The sequence below is a fragment of the Nocardia altamirensis NBRC 108246 genome, assembly GCF_001612685.1.
Taxonomy (GTDB): domain Bacteria; phylum Actinomycetota; class Actinomycetes; order Mycobacteriales; family Mycobacteriaceae; genus Nocardia; species Nocardia altamirensis.
The window spans coordinates 33,541-56,437 of sequence record NZ_BDAY01000026.1; the positions used below are offsets into that span (position 1 = coordinate 33,541).

A 22,897-nucleotide genomic window follows, 5' to 3' on the forward strand; every position below is an offset into this window, starting at 1 on the left:
ATTAGCGTCTTCCCCATCGGGATACACCCCATCGGAAAGAGAACACCATGCTCCTCGAGAACAGGACCGCAGTGATCTACGGCGCCGCAGGTGAGATCGGCTCTGCCATCGCCGAAGCCTTTGCCGCCGAAGGCGCGAACTGCTTCCTCGTCGGCCGCACCGCCGCCACCCTCGACACGGTCGCAGGCAAGATCCGTGCCGCGGGCGGCCGGGCCGAGACCGCCGTCGTCGATGTCTACGATGCGGCCGCGGTGGACGATCACGCGGCCACCGTCGTCGAGAAGGGCGGCAGCCTGGACATTTCGGTGAACGTCACCAGCCAGGAAACTCACTTCGCACCGCTCGCCGATATCGCGGTCACCGACTTCGCCCAAGCCGTCGCCAAAACCCTCACCTCCCAGCTGATCACCACCAAGGCCGCCGCACGGCACATGGTGGAGCAGGAGTCCGGCGTGATCCTGTTCTTCGGCGGCTCCGACTACTCGAACAAGATGCCCGGCCTCGGCAACGTCCAGATCCAGTTCGACGCCATCGAGGGCTTGCGCAGGCAATGGGCCTGCGAACTCGGCCCGCACAACATCCGATTGATCACCCTGCTTTCCGGCGGCATCGCCGAAACCTTCCCGAACATCCCGGAAATGGACGCCGCCAAACAGGCGATCATCGACACGTCACTGCTCAAACGAGCTGCCACGCGCGCCGATGTCGGCCACGTCGCGGCATTCGCCGCCTCGGATCACGCGGCCGCCATCACCGACACTCAACTCAACATCTCCTGCGGCACCTTCTGCGACTGACCCTACGAGCTCGCCGTCGCGCTCGGCGCGAAGAACGAGAACAGCTCGCGCAGGAGTTGTTCCGGCTGTTCTTCGGGGAGGTAGTGCCCGCTGCCCTTGATCTCGACGACGCGGATGTCGGTACCCTTGTCCGCCGACATCTGTTCGCGCAGTTGCGGATACGACTGCTCCCCCGACAGGGTCAGGATCGGCAGGGTCACCGGTGGGTAGGTGTCGAGGTCGGCGATGTCCTGGCGCATCGTCTGGTACCAACCGTTTCCGGCTCGGATGGCGTCGGGGGAATCGTAGGCGTGCGCGTAGATGCGCCGCGCCTGCTCGTCGACGGCGTCCTGCTCGAGCAGCATGTGCCGGTAGAGCCAGTCGATCACCAGCCGAAAGCGGTCGGCGAGCAGCGCTTCCGGCAGCCCGCGCAGCTGATTGAAGGCGAACCACCACGGGTAGCCGCCGAGCCCGTGCGCGAGCGCCTCGACTTGTTCGTCACTGCCGGGCAACATCGAAATCGCCTGCCACGCCGCGTCCGGCACCCCCATGTCCACGGTGATCAGCCGCCGCACCGACTGCGGGAAGTTCGCGGCGAGGTGATAGCCGAGCGAGGCGCCGATGTCGTGCCCGACGACGAACGCGGACTCGTGGCCGAGGTGCCGGATCAGCTCGTGGATATCGCGGGCCATCGTCTTCTTGTCGTAGCCGGATTCCGGCTTGGCCGAGCCGCCCATGCCGCGCAGGTCAACGGCGGTCACCTCATGACGAAGGGCCAACTCCGGCATGATCTTTCGGAACTGCCACCAGGTTTGCGGCCACCCGCCGAGCAGGATCACCGGCTCGCCGGTCCCGCCGGTGACATGGTGCAGGCGAATGCCGTTGACCTCCGCGTAGGCACTGGTGAAATCGCTGGCCAGGGAGGCGGCGAGCTCGGCGTCGGTCGGAACAGTGGAAACCACAGAACATCCTTTTCTTTAACGATCAGTCCAGAAAATGGACATGACACTGCGAAACGAGTCATGCGAGAGTTTGTGGGCCGAAGGGTCAGCCGAGCATGGCGAGCGCTTGATCGACGGCGTCGTCGAGGAACCGTTGCCGCAGCGGTGTCTTGCCGACCACCCGGATGCCCTGGAGCAGGGTCACCAGGAATCTGGCCAGCGCGACGGGATCGCGATCCGCCGCGAGCTCGCCCTCGGCACGGGCCCGCATGAGTGCGCTCGTGAGCACCGTCTCCATGGTTTCGAGCCCCGAGGTCACCAGCCGCCCCGCGCCCTCGTCGCCGGGCAGCTCGACTGCAGTGTTGGTCATCAGACAGCCTTTTCGCGTGTCGTCGGCCAACGCGGTCTCGGCGTACCAGCGCACCACGGCGCGCACCGCGTCGAGCGCGGACCCCGGCACGGAGAGCTGACCGAGCAAGCCTGCCCTTGCGTCTTCGTTGTAGCGCTCGACCGCCTTGAGATACAGCTCCCGCTTGCCGCCGAACGCGCCGTAGATGCTGCCGCGGCCGAGCCGAAGATGGTCGACCAGATCTTGCATCGAGGTGGCTTCGTACCCCTGCCGCCAGAACAGCTCCATCGCCGTCCGCAGCGCCACATCCGGATCGAATTCCTTCGTTCTGCCCACGATCGAGAAACCTACCTTATGTGGACCGATCGTTCAACAAAAGCGGCCCCCTGCTGCCTCCTGTCACGAGAATTAATCGGCTTTACCTCCGCCAACCGATCTTGCTACCGTGTCACCCATGCAATACCTCTACTTCCTCTGATAGGTCAGGGTCGGCTGCGCTTCGAGCGCGCCTCATGACCCCACATCGGTGACCCGCGCGTTGTCGCGCGCCCATCGACTAGAGGCACATCTCCTGCACGCGACCGTGGATGAGACGTGCCCGGAGGAAGAATTCATGGCTATCTGGACTCAGCCTGCTCGCGAGCGGGCTCAATTGACGTGCTCGAACATTCGTGTGGAGTTCGGCGATCGCACGGTGCTGGCAGGGGTCAGCATGACGGTGTCGCCACGATCGCGGTGGGGGATCGTCGGCGAGAACGGCCGCGGCAAATCCACCCTGCTCCACGTGCTCGCCGGCACACTCACCCCGGACGAGGGCAGTACGCAGTGCACCGGCACGCTGGCATTGGCCACACAGGAGCTGCCCGATCACGACGACCGCACCGTCGGCGATGTGATCGACGAACAGCTCGCCGCCACTCGTGCGGCGATACACCGGCTCGACGAGGCCACCGCGGCACTGGTCGAGGAATCCCCCGGCTCCGACGAGGAATATAGTGCGGCACTGGAATTGGTGCAGTTGCTCGATGCGTGGGACGCCGACCGCCGCGTCGATGTCGCGCTGGCGGGACTCGGTGCCGACACCGATCGGGATCACCGGTTGTCGACACTGTCGGTGGGGCAACGGTATCGGGTGCGGTTGGCCGTATTGCTCGCCGCCGGAGACGATTTCCTGCTGCTGGACGAGCCGACGAACCATTTGGACCTGGCCGCACTGGAATTCCTGACCGAGCGATTGCGGGCCTTCCCCGGCGGTGTGGTCGTGGTGAGCCACGACCGTGCCCTGCTCGCCGATGTCGCGGACACCATCCTCGACCTCGACCCGACGCACGACGGCCTGCCCCGCACATACGGCAACGGTTACGGCGGGTACCGCGAGGGGCGCGAGGCCGAATTGGCGCGCTGGGAAGCCGAATACGACCAGCAGCAGTCCGAACACACCCGGCTGGCGCGCGACCTGTCGGAGGCACAGAACCGACTCGTCACGAGCTGGCGTCCGGAGAAGGGCTCGCCGAAGCACGGGCGCGCGACGCGAGCCGGAGCGCGGACTCGCGCGGTGCACCGTCGCCAGGACGAGCTCGAGAAACACCGGATCACCGCGCCGGTGCCACCGCAACGCTTCAGCATGCCTGAACTGCCTGCGAGGCAAGGGGTTTCGCTCGTCAGGGCGGAGAACGTCACGGTGGCGCAGCGCTTGCCGCAGCCGGTCGACATGACGCTGGAATCCGGTGATCGACTGGTCGTCACCGGAGCCAACGGCGCCGGTAAGTCCACGCTGCTCGCCGTGCTGGCGGGGTTGCTCGAGCCGACGGACGGGACCGTGCACCACGCCCGCAAAGCGCGGGTGCATCTGCTACAGCAGGAATCGGCACGTTCGCTGCACCGTCGCGCCCGCGACGTGTTCACCGAGTACCTCGCGAATCTGGTGACGGCGGGGCGCCTTGCCGACGGCGAGGCCGCCGGGTTGGCGTCGCTCGGCCTGTTGTCTTCGCGTGATGCGAACAAGCGGATCGGCGAACTGTCGATGGGCCAGCAGCGACGACTCGATCTCGCCTGCGCCCTGGCCGCTCGTCCGCACGTGCTGCTGCTGGACGAGCCGACCAACCACCTCTCGATCGCGCTCGTCGACGAGCTGACCGAGGCTTTGCAGGCCACCGAGGCAGCCATCGTCGTCGCCACGCACGACCGGCAGCTACGGCGCGATGTCGCGGCGTGGCCGACGCTCGAGCTGGCCTTACGGTCGGTTCCCGCTTAGGATTTGTGACATGTACACGTGCACGCGATTTCTGTGCCCCGGGCCGATGGTCGGCCGCGGGGGTTGCTGCGTGCGCACGCTCACGTAGTTCCTGTGGCCGGCGCCGGTTCGGGGGTTTCACCGAATCCGACCGGCTACCAAGGAATTACCGATGCCTACCTATCTCACTCCCCTAGATCTGTCCGCCGCACTGGCCGTGCGCGACCTGAGCGACACCGCTCAGGGGGCGCACGCCATGCAGACGCTGCTGAACGGAACGGTCAACGCGCTGGCTCGGGCGTGGACGGCCACGGTGCGGGTTGTCCGCAACTCGCCGATCGTGGCCGTCGCCGACAACTACGACAAGCTCGGCTACGACCCGGCCGACGTCACCCGCGACGCTCGCTACACCCGCTACCTCAGCCCGACCGCGATGCTGCGCAGCCACACCACCGCCGACATCCCCACGGCGCTAACGGAATACGTCGGCAAGAGCGCCATCGATGAACTGATCGTCGTGCCAGGCCTGACCTACCGCAGAGACGTCGTCGATCGGATCCATGTCGGTGAACCACATCAGGTCGATCTGTGGCGGCTGCGCTCACGACCCGATACCGGCGACGCGGACATGCAGACCATGATCGCCCACCTCGTCGACGCGGTGCTGCCCGGCGCCGCCTGGCGCACGACCCCGGCCGAACATCCGTACACCGCCCTCGGCAGACAGGTGGATGTCCGGCTCGGCGACACCTGGCTCGAGCTGGCCGAGTGCGGCCTCATCGCCGACCACGTCCTTGCCTGCGCAGGCCTCGATCCCGCCCACTGGTCGGGCCTCGCGCTAGGCATGGGCCTGGACCGAGCCCTCATGCTGCGCAAGGGAATTCCCGACATCCGCTACTTGCGGTCCGATCACCCGCGCATCGCCGAGCAGATGCGCGACTTGGCGCCGTGGCGTCCGGTCTCCATGCTGCCGCCGATCCGCCGCGACCTCTCGGTGGTGATCACCGACGACACCGACGACGAAACCCTCGGCGACACCGTCCGCGCGGTCCTGCACGACCGCCTCGACGACATCGAATCGGTCCTCGTCATCGCGCGCACCCCGTGGGCCGATCTCCCCGAAAAGGCAAGGGAACGACTCCAGCTCGTGCCGGGCCAGACGAATGCCCTTGTCCGCCTGACCCTGCGCCCGCTGGCCAGCACCCTGACCGACGATCAGGCCAACGCCATCCGCAACGAGGTCTATCGCGCCATCCATCTCGGTCCGACCTGGGAACTCGCCTGATCGACGCGGGCCGCAATGCCGTTCAGGAACAACCGTATTGCGGCCCGCGCTGGCAACAGTCCGACTCAGGCGGGCTCGCCGAACCAGCGGGCCAACGCCTCGGTCAGCCCGTCCCGGCTGCCTGCGTCGGCGGCCCAGGCCACGATGCCGTCGGGGCGGACAAGCAGGCCGGTCAGCTCGGCGGGTTCGGCGGGCTTGGCCGTGACCACGCGCACGCGGGACGCCCAATTCGCCGCCGCCGCACGCACTTCGGCCGAGTCGGCGAAGTCGAACAGCACCGCCCCGCCCGCGCTGAAATGCTCGCCGAGCCTGGTTCCGTCGGACAATTCGAGATCGGGCGGCGCCGCACCGACCCGTTCATGTCCCCCACCGAGGTCGTATCGATGCAGCACGCCGGAGATCTTCTTGAAGACCATGGTCGCGCCCTCGCGGGTGGCCAGCAGTTCGGCCATCACCGCGCGAAGCTGCTTGCTGCGCTGGTCCAGTCGCATCAGCGCGACCTGCGCCCTGGTCCAATCCAGCACCCACGCACCGATCGGATGCCGTTCGGCGGTATAGGTATCCAGCAGATTCGCGGGCGCCCAGCCCTGTACGACAGCGGCGAGTTTCCAGCCGAGGTTGACGGCGTCGCCGACGCCGAGATTGAGACCCTGACCGCCGAACGGCGAATGCACATGGGCCGCATCGCCTGCCAGCAGCACCCGGCCCATGCGATAGTCGGTGGCCTGCCTGGTGTTGTCGGTGAATCGGGTGGCCGAATGCACCGCGCTGATGGTGATCTCCGCGCCGGATACCGCGCGCAGGCTGTTCTCCAGTTCGGCCACGGTGATCGGCGCGTTCCGGTCGGCGGGCGGGCCGTCGAGCTCGACGGTGAGGACGCGGCCTGTCGTCATCCCGTTGATGACGTAGATGCCGTGCTCGGTCGTCACCCAACCCGGTTGCAGCCCTTCGGCACCGGTCATGTCGACGATCGCCTGATGCCCGGTGATCTCCGGACCGAGTCCGGGAAAGTCGAACGCGGCCAGTTTGCGCACCGTGCTGCGACCGCCGTCGCAACCGACCAGCCAGTCCGCGCGAACCACGTCGTCGCCGACGCGCACGGTGACACCGCTGCCGTCGTCGGAAAAGTCGGTCAGCGCGACGCCGCGCCGAACCGGCACACCCAACTCGGCGGCCCTGGCACCGAGGACCGCCTCGATCCGCTGCTGGGTCACCATGAATACCGTCGCCGCCGGGCCGAGCTCGGCGAAGGCCGGATCCTCGAAGTCGATATCGTCGAGATCGAGCATGAGGCCACCGAAGTGACCGGCGAAGGGCGGCCGCTGCGGCGCGCCCGGCTCGGCCCCCTCGTCGACCATTCCCCATCCCGCCCGCATGGCGCTGATCGCCTTCCGCTGCTCCTCGATCAGCTCCGGCAACAGCCCACGGTGATAAAACGCTTGCGCGGTAGGCACATTGATCGCACCGGCCTTGATCGTCAGATCCGGCTCGGTCAGCCGCTCGACCACCAGCACGTCCACCCCGGCAAGCCGCAATTCGCACGCCAGCATCAAACCGACGGGTCCTGCGCCCGCCACCACCACATCGAATGTCTCGTCCATGACTTCGACTGTGCCCAGCACCGATTGCGGGACTCTTGCATCGCCCTTGCACCCCCGCGACAGCACGAGGGGCGAGGCCGAACGACCTCGCCCCTCGAATCCGTCTTAGTGTCAGCGGTTCCGGTGGCTGCGCGCGCCGCCGAGGCGCTTGGCCTCGACCGGCTGTGCCGCCGCTCCCTTCTTGCCCGCCTCGCTGGCGCGCTTGGGGTCGTTGTCGAAGCTGCCGCTGCTCGCCTTGCCACCTTGGCTGGCGATCTCGCGTTGCCGTTCTGCATCCATGGCGGCGAAGCCACGTGGGGCGGCCATGTGCATCCCTCCTTGCCTCGAGTACTGCTGTCGGCGACGGCCGTTCGGCCCGTCCCTGACGCGCTACCCGAGGATTGCGGCGGCAAACACTGCGGAGGTCAGGACTGGTGTTGCGGCACCAGCGCAGGCACCGGTTCCGGCGCAGGCGTGCGCTTGCGCCTGCCCGAGACCAGATACAGCGCGACGAGCAGCACGCTGAACCAGACATAGGTGTTGCCGATGACGTGTTGCCAAGGCGTCCACGCGGTTTCGCGATTCTCCGCGGCGGGCAGCCAGTTCTGCGGGCCGTAGACGAACACCGCGGTGATGACCACGATGGTCACCGACCACCCGATGGCCTGCTTGCGCGGCAGCAGCGTGGCGTACCCGACGGCGCCGAGCAGCGCGGGGGCGATCCACACCCAGTGGTGCGACCAGGAGATCGGCGAGAGCAGCAGCGTGAAGACCGCGTTGATGCCGAGCGCGAGCGGCGGGAAGTCGACCGCGCGCCGCATGGCCGCGACCACCAGCACGAGCAGCGCGAGGCCGAGCACCACCCACAGGCCGGTGAACAGCGGCTCCGGCACCCGCAGCCGAGCCATGACCGCTTGAATCGACTGATTGGTATGGAACGCGGAACCGCTCAAACCGGACACGTTGCCGAGCCCGCCGAACCAGTACTTCGCGGAATCGTGCGGCAGGATGGCGAAGCCGAGCAGCGTGGCGCCCACGCCGGTGGCCGCGGCCGTCGCCGCCGACTTGTAGTCCTTGCGCACCAGGAAATACAGCACGAACGCGGCCGGGGTCAGCTTGATCGCGGCGGCGATGCCGATCAGCATGCCGCGCTTCCAGCGTGGCTTGTGCGTGAGGCAGTCGGCGGCGACCAACGCCATCAGCAGCAGGTTCACCTGCCCGAAGCCAAGCGTCGAATGGACCGGTTCCAACAGCAGGCCGAGCGGGGTCGCGCACGCGGTCGCGAACAGCGCGAGCGTGCGCTGCTGCTCGGCGGGCCAGATCCGGCGCGCGACCAGGTACAGCGTGAGGGCGAGCGCGGCCACCGAGGAGACGAAGAAGCTGAACGCGGCCACCCCCCATGGCAGCAGCGCGAACGGGCTCAGCGCGAGCGCGGCGAACGGCGGGTAGATGAACGGCAGCCCGGCGCCGATGGTGGTCTGCGGCAGCTGTCCGTACATGTCCGCGCCGTGGCGTAAAGCATCGACACCGAGGCGATACACCTGCAGGTCGATGAACCCACCGGTGATCTTCTGGAAGGGCCAGACCGGCAGCAGCAGACAGAACGCGGAGAACGCGACGGAGAGCACCGGTGCCAGCCACACCACGACCCCGAGTCGACGGTGCTGGGTCTCCGGCTCATCGGCGGTGGTGACACTACTCATCCGCGGCGACTATACCGACTCACCGCGGCTGATACACCACGTGGGCGTTACCGCGGCCGCCCACCACGCCGCTCCCCGGACATTGCGGGCATTTCCCCAGCACAGGACGGCTCACGGGCCACCGAGGGTCGGCCGGGTCGCGCACCTGGTAGGAATGAGCGAATGGGCGCTGACATGGATCCGGAACTGCTCGAGCTGGCCACCAAGATCTTCGGTTTCGCCAGGCAGGGCGACGCCGCCTCGCTCGCCACCTACCTGGACGCCGGCGTCTCGGCGGACCTGCGGAACGAGGCGGGCGACACCTTGCTCATGCTCGCCACCTATCACGGCCATCGCGATGCGGTCGCCGCGCTGCTCGACCGCGACGCCGATCCGACGATCGCGAACGACAAGGGCCAAACTCCGTTGGCGGGTGCGGTCTTCAAGGGCGAAACCGAGATCGTGCGGCTGCTGCTCGAATCGGGCGCCGACCCCGACCAGGGCACTCCGTCGGCCCGCGATGCCGCGCTCATGTTCGGCAAAGAGGATCTGCTGAAGTTGTTCAGCGACTACTGATCCCGGCTACCCGCGCTTGCGGACCGCGGCCACCGCCTTGCGCGCCGCCACCAGCACGGGGTCCCACACCGGCGAAAACGGCGGCGCGTACCCGAGATCGAGCGCGGTCATCTGCTCGACCGTCATGCGCGCGGTGAGCGCGACAGCCGCGATATCGACCCGTTTGCCCGCGCCCTCTCTGCCGACGATCTGCACGCCGAGCAGCCGCCCGGTGCGGCGTTCGGCCAGCATCTTCACCGTCATCCCCGCCGCGTCCGGGTAATAGCCCGCGCGACTGGTCGATTCGATGGTGACGGTGACGTACTGCAGGCCCGCCGCCCGAGCGTCCTTCTCCCGCAGGCCCGTTCGCGCGACCTCGAGGTCACACACCTTGCTGACCGCGGTGCCGACCACGCCGGGAAACGTGGCGTAGTCGCCGCCGACGTTGGCGCCGATGATCTGACCGTGCTTGTTGGCGTGAGTGCCGAGCGCGATATGGCGGTCCCGGCCCGAGACCAGATCCAGCACCTCCACGCAATCGCCGCCCGCCCAGATGTTTTCGTGGCCACGCACCCGCATCGCGAGGTCGGTGAGCAGCCCGCCGTGCTCCCCCAGCGGCAGCCCTGCGGCGCGGGCCAGGTCCGTGTCCGGGCGCACGCCGATGCCGAGCACCACCACGTCCGCGGGGTATTCGGCGCCGGCGGTGACCACGGCGCTGACCCGTCCCTGCGCGTCGGTGCGCAGCTCGGTCACCTCGGCATCGTCGACAACGGTGATGCCCATGCCCTGCATGGCGGCGCGAACCAGTGCGCCCATGTCCGGATCCAGGGTCGCCATCGGCTCGGAGCCGCGGTTGACCATGGTGACCTCATAGCCGCGATTGATGAACGCCTCGGCCATCTCGACCCCGATATAGCCCGCGCCGACCACGACGGCACGCTTGCCCTCGGTGCGCTCGAGGGTGTCGATCAGCGCCTGCCCGTCGTCGAGGGTCTGCACGCCGTGCACGCCTGCCGCGTCGATGCCAGGCAGCGGCGGCCGGATCGGGCGCGCGCCGGTGGCGATGACGAGTTTGTCGTACTCCGTCCAGGTTTCGGCGCCGGACTCGAGGTCGCCTGCGCGTACTCGGCGACCGGCGACGTCGATCTCGGTCACCTCGGTGCGCAGCCGCAGATCGATGCCGCGGGCGCGGTGCTCCTCGGGGGTGCGGGCGATCAACGCGTCCCGGTCGGTCACATCCCCGCCAACCCAGTACGGGATGCCGCAGGCGGAGAACGAGGTGAACCGGCCGCGCTCGAAGACGACGATCGCCAGCTCGCTCGCGTCCTTGAGCCTGCGCGCCTGCGAGGCCGCCGACATGCCCGCCGCGTCCCCGCCGATGACCACCAGTCGTTCCATACTCCTCACGCTACGACCCAGCATCGATAGCGCTGCGCACGGGCCAGGTCACGGCGATTTCGGCCGGGATTTCTGGTTGCCATGCGGTTTGACCCGCGCTTACTCCACACTGATCTTTCGCAAACACTGTGTGAGGGCAGTGTTTACCCCCGGGAGCAGTAATGACCGACACCACATCCCCCTCCGACGACGAACGTCGACTCGCCGAACTCGGCTACAAACAAGAACTGGCCAGATCGTGGTCCGGCTTCTCCAATTTCGCCATCAGTTTCACCATCGTCTCCATCCTGACGGGCGGATTGGCCAGTTACGGAATAGGTTTGGCCAATGGTGGGCCGATCACCATGGCATGGGGCTGGCCGCTCGTCTCGATCATGGTGTTGTTCGTCGGCCTGGCGATGGCGGAATTGGCGTCGGCCTATCCGACCTCGGGCGGGTTGTATTGGTGGGCTTCGCAGCTCGGCGGGCCGGTCTGGGGCTGGTTCACCGGATGGTTCAACCTGATCGGCCAGATCGCGGTGACCGCGGCCATCGACTACGGGGCGGCGATCTTCACGACGGTCGTGCTGAACGTGATCGGCATCGATATCGGCACCGACCGCACCGCGATTTTCCTGGTCTTCATCGCGATCCTGGTGCTGCACGCCGTGCTCAACGCGATCGGACCGCACCTGTCCGCGGTGATCAACAACATTTCCGCGTGGTGGCACGTCGGTGGCGTGGCGATCTTCGTGCTCGTCCTCGCGTTCGGCGCGAAACAGCATCAGAGCATCGAGTTCGTGTTCACCGAAACCGTGGACAACAGCGCGGTCGGGTTCGGTGGGGTGGCGTTCAGCTTCCTGCTCGGCCTGCTGCACGCCCAGTACACGTTCACCGGGTACGACGCGTCCGCGCACATGTCCGAGGAAACGCACGACGCCTCGCGGATGGCGGCGAAGGGCATCATCAACACCATTGTGGTCTCGGCGATCGCGGGCTATCTGCTCATCATGGCGGTCACCTTCGCGATCCCGAATCTCGATGACGCCCTTGATCCGACGAAGAACAGCGGCTACCCGGTGATCTACATCCTGGAGAATTCGCTGAACTCGTTCTGGTCGGGGCTGCTGCTCGTCATTGCCGCGAGTGCGCAATTGTTCTGCGGCTACGCCTCGGTCACCTCGGCCTCGCGCATGCTTTTCGCGTTCGCCCGCGACGGCGCGGTGCCGGGATCGCCGCTCTGGTCGAAACTTTCGGCGCGCAAGGTGCCGGTCAACGCGGTGCTGTTCATCTCGTTCTTTGCATTCCTGCTGCTGATTCCGTCCATGCTGGTGCCCGCGGCGAACGCGCCGACCGCCTACGCGGCCGCCACCTCGGTGGCCACCATCGGGCTGTACATCGCCTACGGCATTCCGATCCTGCTTCGGCAGTGGCACGGTGCCCGATTCCAGACCGGCCCTTGGCAACTCGGCCGCTGGTATCGCCCGATCGGCGTGGTCGCGCTGATCTGGATCGTGCTGATCAGCCTCCTGTTCATCCTGCCGATGGATGATCGCGGCTATCCATGGAACAGCGAGTTCACGTGGACGACAGTCAATTACGCGCCGATCGCGCTGATCGGCGTCGTCGGCGCGATCGGCATCTGGTGGGTGGTCTCGGCCCGCACCTGGTTCACCGGGCCGAAGCGCACCGTGGACGAGGCAGGCGACGAGACGGCGGTGAAGGCCTGATCGTCGCGGGATTGTCGAATCGTCGGGTTTCCCTGATGTCACGCACGGTCGCCGCGTGCTCCCTGGTCGTTAACTCGGATCAGGCGAAACCCGACATTTCGATTTCCTGGCAGTTGACGGCAGTCACGCTCATTTCGGCCGCACCTCGTGGCCGTTGATCAGTGCCGAGTTGGACAAGGCGATAGCCGCTATCTGCCGAGAATGACGGGTGCCGCGCGGTATGTCGGTGGTGGTCGCTAGGTTCGAGGGATGGAAAGGATCGACCTGGAAGGCAGACCGACGGTGGGGCGGATTGCCTTCCCGGGAAACCCATGGCCTGCCGGGCACGCGATCGAGGAGTTCGCGTGGACCGGGCGGATCGACGAGAACGGCAATCTCTGGTTCGACCTGCATCTCCGGTCGGCCGACTACTGCGCCGACGGTGCACCGAAAGGCACAGGGGACGAGGAGGATTGGGCATCGCCGGTGGTGTGGCAGAACTACGGGCGCTGCACGTTGTCCTCGACATACTGGGGTGAGGACGACGGCACCGGATTCCTCGCCGCCACCCCGGGGAAAATGTTTCAATTGAAATCGTTGACACCACAACGTTTAACCGCGGACCCGCTACCGCTCGTCGATGCCGATCAACTCGAATTTCTCGCCTTCAACATCTACCTGCTCGGCCATGATTCGGTCGCCGACCAGGAGGTGGTTTTCACCAGGCGCCCAGACGGCACGCACGACATCGACTGGTCCGGCCGCATCGCCCTCACCTACGTCGACGACACCGAATTCCGGCACCGATTCCTGGTCCGCAATACCGCCGCGCTCGAATACATCCGCTACCCGGCCACGCTGTCACCGGTCGAGGCGCACGACCTGCTCAGGGCGGTGCTGGACGCGCCGGAATTGTTCGAGACGGGCCTCGTGGACGGACAACCAGCATGGGTGCCTAAACGGTAATTCGCAGAGTTGTTGTCCCAGCCTGTTTTCGGTGAATCGCGCTACCGTTGGACAGATGAATTACGAGTTCGTTGTGCTGCCGATGGGGGCCGTCGACTCGCCCGCACAGGTTCGCGACTATGTCCGGACCCAGTACGGACAACCTGTCGATGAGCAGCTGCACCGATTCGTCGTTGTCGCGCTGCATGGCTGGAATACCCGCGTCCCCGCCGCCTACCGCCACGCCTTGCTCAATGTGGAAGCCGCAGGCCATTCCGTGCGCGTGACCGCCGCCGATCGCGCCGACCGCCGCCGACATCGCAGTTCTGCCGTCGACAGCGCGGCAACAGCGATCCGCCGCTTGATCGAAGGCCTCATCCTGGGATTGGAGTACCAGCTCTACGACGCGGCCGACGACAGTTTGTGGCCGCCGAAACGTTCCGAATGATCGCCGCGCATTGAGCGCTCCTCGAAATCCGCACCCGTTCTAGGGATCCGCACCCACTGCGGGGGCCCTGAGGGGTGCGGATCCCAAGAAGGAGTGCGGATTTCGACCGGGTCAGGCCGCGGAGTGGCCGGGGAGGACGCAGGCGGTGTCGAGGCCGAGGACGCGGTTGAGGCGGCCGAAGGCCAGCCAGGAGCCGATGCTCATGCTGAGTTCGACGACCTCGGTCTGGGTGTAGTGGGCCAGCATGCGAGTCCAGAAATCGTCGTCGATGCTGTGGTGGTCGAGTGCGTACAGTTCGGCGTATTCGGCAGCGAGCCTGGTGCGTTCGTCGAATGCGTCGGTGGTGCGCCATTCGGTGACGGCGTCGGCGAACTCGGGTTCCACCTTCTTCCCGTCGCGCTCGGTGCGCCAGTCCTGACAGAAGAGGCACCCGTTGATCTGTGCGATGCGCAGCCGGGCGGCCTCGAATTCGCGCAGACCCAACGTGCTGTGCGAGTACACCGACAGCGAGAACTGCGACGCGGCCAGGCCGATGCCCGGCACCATTTCGCCCCAGACGTAGCCGATCGGATCCTTGCCCGCGGGAATGTCGATGATCATGGGTGCTTCCTTCCGAGTTTGCCGACCGCCGGACGCAGTGGGATGTCGAGGGCGTCGTAGAGCCCGGGCTCGGCGTCGACGAGCCAATCGATGGCGCTCACCAAACGCCCTACGGCAGTGGCGTTTCCGCCCGCGGCCCGGTTGCCGCCCTCGTCGGTCGCCTCGATGGTGACCTCGATGCGCGGGCGGCCCTCGATGATCACCCGGTGCGCGCCGTCGCCGTCGGCGGGCGCGGGCCAGTCCGGCGCGCAGGACGCATGAATGCGGGTCACGTGTTCGATGACGATGCGCGGCACGCCCGCGACGATGCCTTGCACCTCGAATCGCACCGCGCCCTGCGTGCCCGCCTCGAAGTCCCCCATCGACGCGGTGGTGATGGTCGTGTCGAGCGCCCGCCGGTCCAGCGTCTCGCGAATCTCGTCGAGTTCGACGCCGAGTGCCCGCGCCATCAGCCGAATCTGCCCGCCCCACACCATGGTCGGCACGGACGCCGCCAGCATCGGCGGCTGATAGTCCATCGGCTGGCCCATGCCGACCAGATAGCGGACCGAGTCCGGTTGGTCGTAGGTGGCGTAGTCGAAGATCTCTTGGCAGCGCACGACATCCACGGTGCCGCCGAGGCCGCTCACCAGCAGTGGCAGCACATCGTTGCCCCACCCGGGATCCACGCCGGAGACGAACAGCGAACCGCCGCCTTCCCCGATCGCGGCCAGCACCGGATCACGTACCTCCGCAGGCGCATTGCGCGGGTCGTACAGCGCATAGAGCGCGGGCGTGACGACCACCGCGCCAGCCCGGATCGCCCGCACGATATCGGCGAGCGCGTCGTCGGGCCGGATATCGCCGGACGCCGCATACACGATCGCCTGCGGTGCCGCGGCCAGCATCGCCTCGATGTCATCGCTCGCGGCGACGCCGACGCGATAGTCGAGACCGCTCAACTCCCCCGCGTCGCGGCCGACTTTGCCGGGATTGTGCACGAGCACACCCGTGAGTTCGAGCGCCGGATGCGCCTCGACGGCCCGAATGGCCGCCCGGCCGACATTGCCGGTGCCCCACACCGCCGTGGAGATCATGCGGCCGAGCGTAGCAAGCGCTTGGTCGGTTATTTGGGGTATTCGCGAACCTTGGGGGTCCTGTGACAACAACGGGCCGCACAAGGTACGCTGTCCCTCGTCTGAAGATCTGCGAGCTGCGATCCGCGCCCACATCTTCGAAATCCCTTCAAAGTATGTGTAACCGGCGGTAACAGTTACCGTCGGTTACACATACTTTGCCGCTACGGGCAGGCCGTGGCCAGCGGTCCACCGCGCAACGCGGAGTCGATCAACTGCTGCACCGCCCGATCGGTCGGCTCGTCGGCGTGGCCGACCTTGCGCCCAGGGCAGAACGATTGAACGCTGGCATTGACGGCACCGGGCAGCAGCTTCGTTTCGCCACCCTCGGTGTCGGAGAAAAGGTGAAACGCGGACAGCCCGGCCGGAACCGCAGGCGGCGCATTGAGCTCGGCGAGGAACGCAGAACCGGGCAGCAGATCACGACAGCCCTGCGCGAACAGCGCACACGCCACCGCGAGCGGCTCCCCCTCCTCCGGCGTCCCGAAGTCGACGTAGGTGCCGACCTGACCAAGCCCGCCAAGGAACTTCACGAAGTGCCGCTGCGCCAAACCGCCCATCGAATGACCGACCAGGTCGACCCGCGCCGCACCGGTCTCGTGCCGGATCGCGGCGACCCGGTCGGCAACCGCCTTCGCCGACTCGGGAATCGCCGCAGTGCCAGTGGGGGTCCCGAGCAACTGCATCGAATAGGCCGGGTAACCGCGCGACCCCAGCCAAGCGCGCAAAGTGTCCAATTTGGTCTGATTCGCGTCGAATCCGCCAATTACCAGAACCGGATTCGGGCCGACGGCATGCGCGGCGGCAGGCAAGAGCGCGAACCCGAAAATCACGCAACACAGCACAACGGTCGAGCGAATGATTCGCACGCGCATGAATGTCGACCTACTTTCGGAAACGGTTCGTTTCCGTAGAAACCCTACTGCCTATAGCCTGAGGGGTACGCGACTCAGCTACTGTCGACACGACAGGCGCGCGGCATACCGCGATGTCCTGCACGCCGGGGTGGCGTAAACGCCGATGTCAGAGTTGACTTGGGTGACGAGGAGGTGGTGATGGCAGTGAAACCAACCGCACTCGGCTATGTGCGGCGCGACGTGTCGGGCGCGCAGCAGGTTTGGGATGAGCGGCAGATGCGTAGTCTCGCAAGGAGACTCGGCTACGATCTCACCAAAACTGTCGTAGTCGATGCCACCGAGGACCGCCTCATCGAGCTATTGGGCGCGGTCCATCACTTCGATGCCGAAGCGGTGATCACACCGAACCTCGAACACCTCGACGGCACCGCGGATGCGGTCGTCTCGACCTGCGATGTGATCACGGTTCGCCCCGAAAACACTTACGCTCGCTGGGCTTTCACACCCCACGCAGGGATGGACAAGTAACTCTCGCCGCCGAATCCGGCGCTGCTGAGGAAACACTCTCACCGTCCGCCATAGGCCTTCGATCATGCCGTGCGGATTGGTAGTCCGGATATTTCCGGGCAAACGTTCGGTTTCGCGGCGACCGCGGAGATACGATGCGCAGATGGCGCACCCCGCCCCGCCGGTTTCGGGAGCGACGGTCGCATCCGACCGTTCGCCCGTCGACTCCCGCGGCAACAGCGTCGCCGACGTGGTCGAGCGCTTCGCCGACGCGTGGCGCACCGCGCACACCCCACCCGATCTGCGGGCCTATCTGCCCGACTCGCCCGCGATCCGCCGGGTCTCGCTGATCGAATTGATCAAGGTCGATCTGGCCAACCGGTGGGGACGCAACACCGAGCCCAAGCGGCTCGCGGAATACGTGGCGGACCTGCCGGAGTTGCGCACCTGGCCGCTGCCGCCCGACCTGATCTACGAAGAGTTCCATCTACGGCGGCGGGCCGACAGCTCGGTGCAGGTCGCCGAATACACCGCGGCCTATCCCGAACAAGCCGAACAGCTTTCGGAAATGCTGGCCACCGACGACTATCACAGCACGATGATGTCGGCCGCCGAACCGGTCAACCTCGACGAGATCGAGGTCGGGCAGAAGATCGACGACTTCGACCTGATGACCGGGCTCGGACGCGGCGCGTTCGCCAGGGTGTTCCTGGCCAGGCAGCGGTCGATGCAGCGGCTCGTCGCGGTGAAGATCTCCAGGGACAAGGGCACTGAACCGCAGACGCTGGCGCAGTTGGACCACGACTACATCGTGCGGGTCTTCGACCAGCGGGTGCTGGCGAGCCGCAAGCTCCGGCTGCTCTACATGCAGTACGTGCCGGGCGGGACGCTGTTCACCGTGCTGGAACGAGTCAGGACGACGCCACCGGAGCAGCGATCCGGCCTACTGCTGCTCGACGTCATCGACTCCGTGCTGACCGGCAAGGGCGAGATCCGGCCGAGTGAATCGTCGTTGCGCGCCCAACTCGCGGCGCTGTCCTGGCCGGAAACCATCGCCTGGCTCGGCCGCAGGCTGGCCGAGGCACTCGACTACGCGGGCAATGCCGGTGTGCTGCACCGGGATATCAAGCCGGCGAACGTGCTGCTCACCGCAGACGGCGTGCCCAAACTCGCGGACTTCAACATCAGCTTCAGCGGCAACGTCTCCGGCGACAGTCCGGTCGCCTACTTCGGCGGCTCGCTCGCCTACATGTCGCCCGAACAACTGGCCGCAGTGCACCCGGACCGGCCAGGCACGGCTGAAGACCTCGACACCCGAAGCGATCTCTACGGGCTCGCCGTGGTGCTGTGGGAATTGCTCACCGGGCGAAAGCCTTTCGACGACGACTCGGTGACCGGTGGCGATCGCACGGCACTCGACGGCATGCTGGAGCGCCGGTCAGGCAGCCCGAAAGCGCTGCCATACCAAGACCTTCCCGCCGACTGCCCCGCCGCGCTGCAACGCGCGCTGGTCCGGGCGCTCGACCCCGACCCGGACAAACGATGGCGCTGCGGCGCGGACATGGCACAGCAGTTGGAGGTGTGCCTGGACGCCAGGGCCCGCGACCTGGTCGACCCGCCGCCGAGCAGCTGGCGGCTGCGGGCCCGGCGGCTCATGCACCCGGTCATGGCGCTCGCCATCGCGGTGCCGAACGCGCTGGCCATCTGGTACAGCTACAACCACAACCGGACGCTGATCATCGGCAAGCTGGATGCGCAGGCGCAGCACCGATTCGACCAGATCGCGACCCTCACCTACGGGTTGTGTTTCCTCATCGGCTTCATTGCGACGAATGTGCTGCTCGCCAATCTGTGGTCGGTGTCGAGCGGATTGCGCAAGGGCAAGTCCTACGACACCGACACGCTCGCGCGGGCACGGTCGGACACCTTACTGCTCGGTAAACGAAATGTGCTGACCTGCTTCGCACTCTGGGTCATCGCGGGCATCATCGTGCCGTTGTCCGTGCGGGCCTCGGGCAACCACCTCAGCGCCGAGTCCTACGTGCATTTCTTCATCACGCAGATCGTGTGCGGCGCGATCGCGATGGCGTATCCGTACTTCATGGTCAATTTCTATGCGGTGCGCTCGCTGTACCCGATGTTCCTTCCGCACGGTGGACTCGGCGGGAAAGACGCGCTTCGGCTCGCCGAGCTCGACCGGCGCAGCACCTATTTCCTGGCCATCGCCGCCGCGGTCCCGCTGCTCGGTGTCGCGGGCGCGACGTTCATCCCAGCCGAAGACATTCCGCAGGTCATCGTGGCGCTCCGGGTGCTGTGCGTCGGCAGCGCGCTCGCCTTCATCGGGGTGTATTGGCTGTTCCGGATGTTGGAGCAGGACCTGGCCGCGCTGGAACGTGTCGTCACGCGATGAGCTCGATCGGCCTGCGAAACCGCGCTCTCGACGTCCGGTGGACGCGGTGGCGGCCCGGCCGAACGTTCGGCTCCGGCAGCCGTAAAACCGATGAACTGATCGGTATCCGGTACTCGGAGCTCCCAGTGGTGGCCCGCCGTATTGCTGGGCCATTTCTAGCTTCGGCGAGTACGGTATATCCCGCCGCACAGCGCAGGGACGGCGAGACACTTTCGGCCGGAAAGGCGGGCACTACATGAACGAGCGGTATTCGTCATGGGGTGCGCGGAATTCGCAGGAAGAGCTACCGCTCGCAGCCCGCTATCAGAGTGCCGAACCGATCGTTCTGCGTGGCAGCAAGATCTATCCGATGTACACCGAGCAGGTCGGGCCCGTGCCGACGACCGTCACGGTGACCCTGCTCTCGGCCGCCCCGCCTGCTGGTCTGCGCGGGCTCGGCATGGGGCTGTCGGTGGTGAACGGATACGTCGAGCTCAACGGCAGGCGCCTGGCCGGGGTCGACGTCTGGTCCGACGCACTGGTCGGCGGCATCCGCTTCGACATCGTCAGCAGCGCGCCCGGCACGCTGGTCACACTGACGCCGGTCTGGGTCGACGGCTACGGCGAGCAGAAGTCGTGGGTCGGCAACTACGGCATCGTCATCGAGAACACCCCGGACGGGCGAATCGTCTTGTGGTGCAGCATCGGCGAAGGTCCCGCCAACTTCGCGAACCTCGTCGTCGACGTGCGCACCGCACCGACCGCCAACGACACGGACCCGGCCAGCGGCCAACACCCCGCCCTCGACGCCGCCCACACCCAGCCCCTCCGTTCCACACCGAGCCTGCCTGCCAGCGTGACCGGCGGACACCCTGCGATCCAGCAGCACCCACCCGGCCAGCCCCCGCACCCCGGCGCCGGACCCGGTGCGTACTCCCCTGACGCACAACCGCATCCGGGCCTGCGCTCGAATCGCACCCACCCCGGCCCCGACCGCCGAGCCCAGTTCGATCCCACCCGAGCACCCAGCTCCGACGATCCCGCCCACTTCGATCCGGCGACGCATCCCGGTTCTGATCGCATCTCCGAGCTCGAACCGACAGGATCCGATCGCGCTGGCCAGTTCGATCCGACAACACACTCTGGATCCGACCGCCTCACCGAGTTCCAACCGACAGGATCCGATCGCGCTGGCCAGTTCAGTCCGCCAACGCACCCCGGATCCGATCGCGTCGCTGAGTTTGAGCCGATGGCAGACCCCGGATCCGACCGCGCCGGCCAATTCGATCCGACAGCACCCCCTGGATCCGACCGCCTCACCGAGTTCGAACCGATGGCATACCCCGGATCCGACCGCGCTGGCCAATTCGATCCGGCAGCGCACTCCGGACCCGATCGCTTTCCCGGGTTCGGAGCTGCGACGGATTCTGGGTTCGACCGCGCCGCCAACGCCAATTCGGCATCGCACATCGATTCCGACCGCGCCACCAAGTCGAGTCGAGCACCGCATCCGGATGCCGATCGCGGCGCGCAGTTCGATCCGGCGATACATCCCGGGACTGAGCACGCTGCTCCGTTCGAGCCGACAGCACAGCACGGTTCTGGTGGCACAGCCCCGTTCGATCCGACAACACAACACGGCACCGGTGGCACAACCCCGTTCGATCCGACAACACAACACGGCACCGGTGGCACAACCCCGTTCGATCCGGCAGCGCACTTCGGTGCCGATGGTGCCGGCCAGTTCGATCCGGCGCCGCCCTTCGGTGTCGGTGGTTTCGGCCAGTTCGATTCGGGAACGCACTCCGGATCCGATCGTGTCTCCGGGTTCGGTCCGGCGACGCATGCTGGTTTCGACCGCGGCGCGCAGTTCGATCCGGGGATGCATCCCGGGACTGAGTACGCTGCTCCGTTCGAGCCGACAGCACAGCACAGTTCCGGCGGCGCAGCCCCGTTCGATCGGGCAGCACAACACGATTCCGGTGACGCAGCCCCGTTCGATCCGGCAGCACACTACGGTGCCGATGGTGTCGGCCAGTTCGATTCGAGGGCGAACTCCGGATCCGATCGTGTTCCCGAGTTCGGTCCGGCGACGCACCCTGGTGCCGATCAACCGGCAAGCCCAAGTGCGCCACCGCAACTCGCTGCTGATCGGACCGTGCAACCCCGTCTGGCTCCGTACCCGGGTTCCGAACTCGACTCCCAGGCCGATCCGACCGCGACGCCGGACGCCGATCGCCCTGCCCAATCCGGTCCGGCAGCACGCCCCGGTTCTGATCGGCCTACCAGGGGCGGCTTGGCCTCGTACCTCGGTTCCGGTCGCACCGCGCGCAATGCCGCCGCCCGGCCTGGTGCCGACCGCACCGTCCAGCCAAGCGCCACACCACAACCCGGCTCCGACGACACCGCCAACGCCAACTCGGCACCGCACATCGCGTCGGACCGCGCCGCCCAACCCAATTCGGCACCACACATCGCGTCGGACCGCGCCATCCAACCTAATTCGGCACCACCCTCTGGTCCCGACCACGCCACGCCGTTCGGTCGGGCACCGCATCCGGACACCGACCGCAGCGCACAATTCGATCCGGCACCACACTCCGGTTCCGACCACGCCACCCGGCCCGGTCGAGGGACGAATCCAGGCACCGATCGCAGCGCCGAGTTCGATCCAGCGATGTATCCCGGTTCTGAGCACGCTGCTCAGCTCGATCCGGCACCGCACCCCGGCTCCACCCAGCCCGGTCGAGCACCACACCTCGAACCCGATCTCAGCATCGCGCCCAGCCCGGAATCGCAGTTCGACGCCAACCACGGTGCCCAGTCCAGTCGAGCACCGCATCCGGACACCGACCGCAGCGCACAGTTCGATCCGGCACCGCACCCCGGCTCCAACCGCGCGGCTCAACCCGGTCGAGCGCCACACTTCGATGCCGATCGCACCTTCGCGCCCAATCCGGAAGCGCAGTTCGATTCCAACCACACCGCCCAACCGGGTCGAGCACCACACTTCGATACCGAGCCCGGCCCGGAATCGCAGTTCGGCGCCAACCACGCCGGCCAACCCGGTCGAGCACCACACTTCGATGCTGATCGCAGCATCGCGCCCAATCCGGAAGCGCAGTTCGACCCCGACCGCACCACACAGTCCAGTCGGGCACCGCATTTGGATACCAATGGCAACGGGCAGTTCGATCGAGCGCCGCATCCGGGTACCGAACACGCTCAGTTCGATCCGGCACCGCACCCCGGCTCCAACCGCGCGGCTCAACCCGGTCGAACACCACACTTCGAACCCGATCGCACCACCCGGCCCGGCCCGGAATCGCAGTTCGATGCCAACCACGGTGCCCAGCCCGGCCGAGGACCGCACCGCGATACCGATCGCAGCACCGAGCCCATTCCGGAAACACAGTTCGGCTCGGACCGCGCCGCCCAGACCGGTCGAGTGCCACACTTCGATACCGAACCCAGCTCGGGATCGCAGTTCGATTCCAACCGCGCCGACCAACCCGGCCGAGGACCGAACTCCCATGCCGAGCCCAATCG

Annotated in this window: 19 protein-coding genes; 10 read left to right on the top strand and 9 right to left on the bottom strand. The window is 66.8% G+C overall.

Features of this window, described 5'->3' with window-relative positions; genetic code table 11:
• The first annotated feature begins 47 nt into the window (after positions 1–47).
• On the top strand, positions 48–797 hold the full coding sequence (locus NA11_RS16375) for an SDR family NAD(P)-dependent oxidoreductase (protein ID WP_069162759.1): 750 nt from the start codon (positions 48–50) through the stop codon (positions 795–797).
• 2 nt (positions 798–799) lie between these two features.
• On the opposite strand, the gene NA11_RS16380 is transcribed toward NA11_RS16375, so the two are convergent.
• Both NA11_RS16380 and NA11_RS16385 read right to left on the bottom strand, forming a co-directional pair.
• The gene (locus NA11_RS16380; RefSeq protein ID WP_069162760.1) at positions 800–1,738 is read right to left on the bottom strand and encodes an alpha/beta fold hydrolase; all 939 of its coding nucleotides are present in this window, start codon (positions 1,736–1,738) and stop codon (positions 800–802) included.
• An 85-nt stretch (positions 1,739–1,823) separates the two neighbouring features.
• Positions 1,824–2,402 carry a TetR/AcrR family transcriptional regulator gene (locus NA11_RS16385; RefSeq protein ID WP_069162761.1) on the bottom strand — a complete coding sequence of 193 codons (579 nt, stop codon included), beginning with the start codon at positions 2,400–2,402 and terminating at the stop codon, positions 1,824–1,826.
• Positions 2,403–2,679: 277 nt separating this feature from the next.
• Here NA11_RS16385 and NA11_RS16390 point away from each other — a divergent pair, with 277 nt between their 5' ends.
• Positions 2,680–4,320: an ABC-F family ATP-binding cassette domain-containing protein gene (locus tag NA11_RS16390; RefSeq protein WP_069162782.1), complete on the top strand. Its 1,641-nt coding sequence runs from the start codon at positions 2,680–2,682 to the stop codon at positions 4,318–4,320.
• Positions 4,321–4,471: 151 nt separating this feature from the next.
• Positions 4,472–5,584 carry a PheS-related mystery ligase SrmL gene (gene srmL, locus NA11_RS16395; protein ID WP_069162762.1) on the top strand — a complete coding sequence of 371 codons (1,113 nt, stop codon included), beginning with the start codon at positions 4,472–4,474 and terminating at the stop codon, positions 5,582–5,584.
• A gap of 65 nt (positions 5,585–5,649) precedes the next feature.
• Here the strand turns inward: srmL and NA11_RS16400 are convergent, their stop codons facing one another.
• From NA11_RS16400 to NA11_RS16410, 3 genes are all read right to left on the bottom strand, one after another.
• Positions 5,650–7,185, bottom strand: coding sequence for an FAD-dependent monooxygenase (locus NA11_RS16400; protein WP_141717621.1), 1,536 nt, complete (start codon positions 7,183–7,185; stop codon positions 5,650–5,652).
• A 111-nt stretch (positions 7,186–7,296) separates the two neighbouring features.
• Positions 7,297–7,491, bottom strand: a complete 195-nt coding sequence (locus NA11_RS16405) for a con-10 family general stress protein (protein ID WP_069162763.1) — start codon at positions 7,489–7,491, stop codon at positions 7,297–7,299.
• 98 nt (positions 7,492–7,589) lie between these two features.
• Entirely contained in the window at positions 7,590–8,867 is a 1,278-nt protein-coding gene (locus tag NA11_RS16410; RefSeq protein WP_069162764.1) for a glycosyltransferase 87 family protein, read from the bottom strand.
• A gap of 162 nt (positions 8,868–9,029) precedes the next feature.
• On the opposite strand from NA11_RS16410, the gene NA11_RS16415 reads away from it, so the two are divergent.
• Complete coding sequence (locus NA11_RS16415; RefSeq protein WP_069162765.1) at positions 9,030–9,422, top strand: ankyrin repeat domain-containing protein; 393 nt, start codon at positions 9,030–9,032, stop codon at positions 9,420–9,422.
• A gap of 6 nt (positions 9,423–9,428) precedes the next feature.
• Here the strand turns inward: NA11_RS16415 and NA11_RS16420 are convergent, their stop codons facing one another.
• On the bottom strand, positions 9,429–10,799 hold the full coding sequence (locus tag NA11_RS16420) for an FAD-dependent oxidoreductase (protein ID WP_245745906.1): 1,371 nt from the start codon (positions 10,797–10,799) through the stop codon (positions 9,429–9,431).
• A gap of 161 nt (positions 10,800–10,960) precedes the next feature.
• Between NA11_RS16420 and NA11_RS16425 the strand changes: the two genes are divergently transcribed.
• The 3 genes from NA11_RS16425 to NA11_RS16435 all read left to right on the top strand — a co-directional run bounded on the left by NA11_RS16425 (position 10,961) and on the right by NA11_RS16435 (position 13,880).
• Positions 10,961–12,508: an amino acid permease gene (locus NA11_RS16425; RefSeq protein ID WP_069162767.1), complete on the top strand. Its 1,548-nt coding sequence runs from the start codon at positions 10,961–10,963 to the stop codon at positions 12,506–12,508.
• A 249-nt stretch (positions 12,509–12,757) separates the two neighbouring features.
• Positions 12,758–13,453, top strand: a complete 696-nt coding sequence (locus NA11_RS16430) for a hypothetical protein (protein WP_069162768.1) — start codon at positions 12,758–12,760, stop codon at positions 13,451–13,453.
• A gap of 55 nt (positions 13,454–13,508) precedes the next feature.
• Complete coding sequence (locus NA11_RS16435; protein WP_069162769.1) at positions 13,509–13,880, top strand: hypothetical protein; 372 nt, start codon at positions 13,509–13,511, stop codon at positions 13,878–13,880.
• 111 nt (positions 13,881–13,991) lie between these two features.
• Here the strand turns inward: NA11_RS16435 and NA11_RS16440 are convergent, their stop codons facing one another.
• The 3 genes from NA11_RS16440 to NA11_RS16450 all read right to left on the bottom strand — a co-directional run bounded on the left by NA11_RS16440 (position 13,992) and on the right by NA11_RS16450 (position 16,470).
• Positions 13,992–14,480 carry a carboxymuconolactone decarboxylase family protein gene (locus NA11_RS16440; protein WP_069162770.1) on the bottom strand — a complete coding sequence of 163 codons (489 nt, stop codon included), beginning with the start codon at positions 14,478–14,480 and terminating at the stop codon, positions 13,992–13,994.
• Positions 14,477–15,556, bottom strand: a complete 1,080-nt coding sequence (locus NA11_RS16445) for an NAD(P)H-dependent amine dehydrogenase family protein (protein WP_069162771.1) — start codon at positions 15,554–15,556, stop codon at positions 14,477–14,479. The genes NA11_RS16440 and NA11_RS16445 overlap by 4 nt, the downstream gene beginning before the upstream one ends.
• A 203-nt stretch (positions 15,557–15,759) precedes the next feature.
• A complete protein-coding gene (locus tag NA11_RS16450; protein ID WP_069162772.1) occupies positions 15,760–16,470 on the bottom strand; it encodes a lipase family alpha/beta hydrolase in 711 nt (236 codons plus the stop codon).
• Positions 16,471–16,650: 180 nt separating this feature from the next.
• Between NA11_RS16450 and NA11_RS16455 the strand changes: the two genes are divergently transcribed.
• The 3 genes from NA11_RS16455 to NA11_RS16465 all read left to right on the top strand — a co-directional run.
• Positions 16,651–16,980, top strand: coding sequence for a hypothetical protein (locus tag NA11_RS16455; RefSeq protein WP_069162784.1), 330 nt, complete (start codon positions 16,651–16,653; stop codon positions 16,978–16,980).
• A gap of 142 nt (positions 16,981–17,122) precedes the next feature.
• Complete coding sequence (locus NA11_RS16460; protein WP_069162773.1) at positions 17,123–19,369, top strand: serine/threonine-protein kinase; 2,247 nt, start codon at positions 17,123–17,125, stop codon at positions 19,367–19,369.
• 235 nt (positions 19,370–19,604) lie between these two features.
• On the top strand, positions 19,605–22,897 hold a 3,293-nt coding region (locus tag NA11_RS16465), incomplete at its 3' end, for a hypothetical protein (RefSeq protein WP_218023325.1).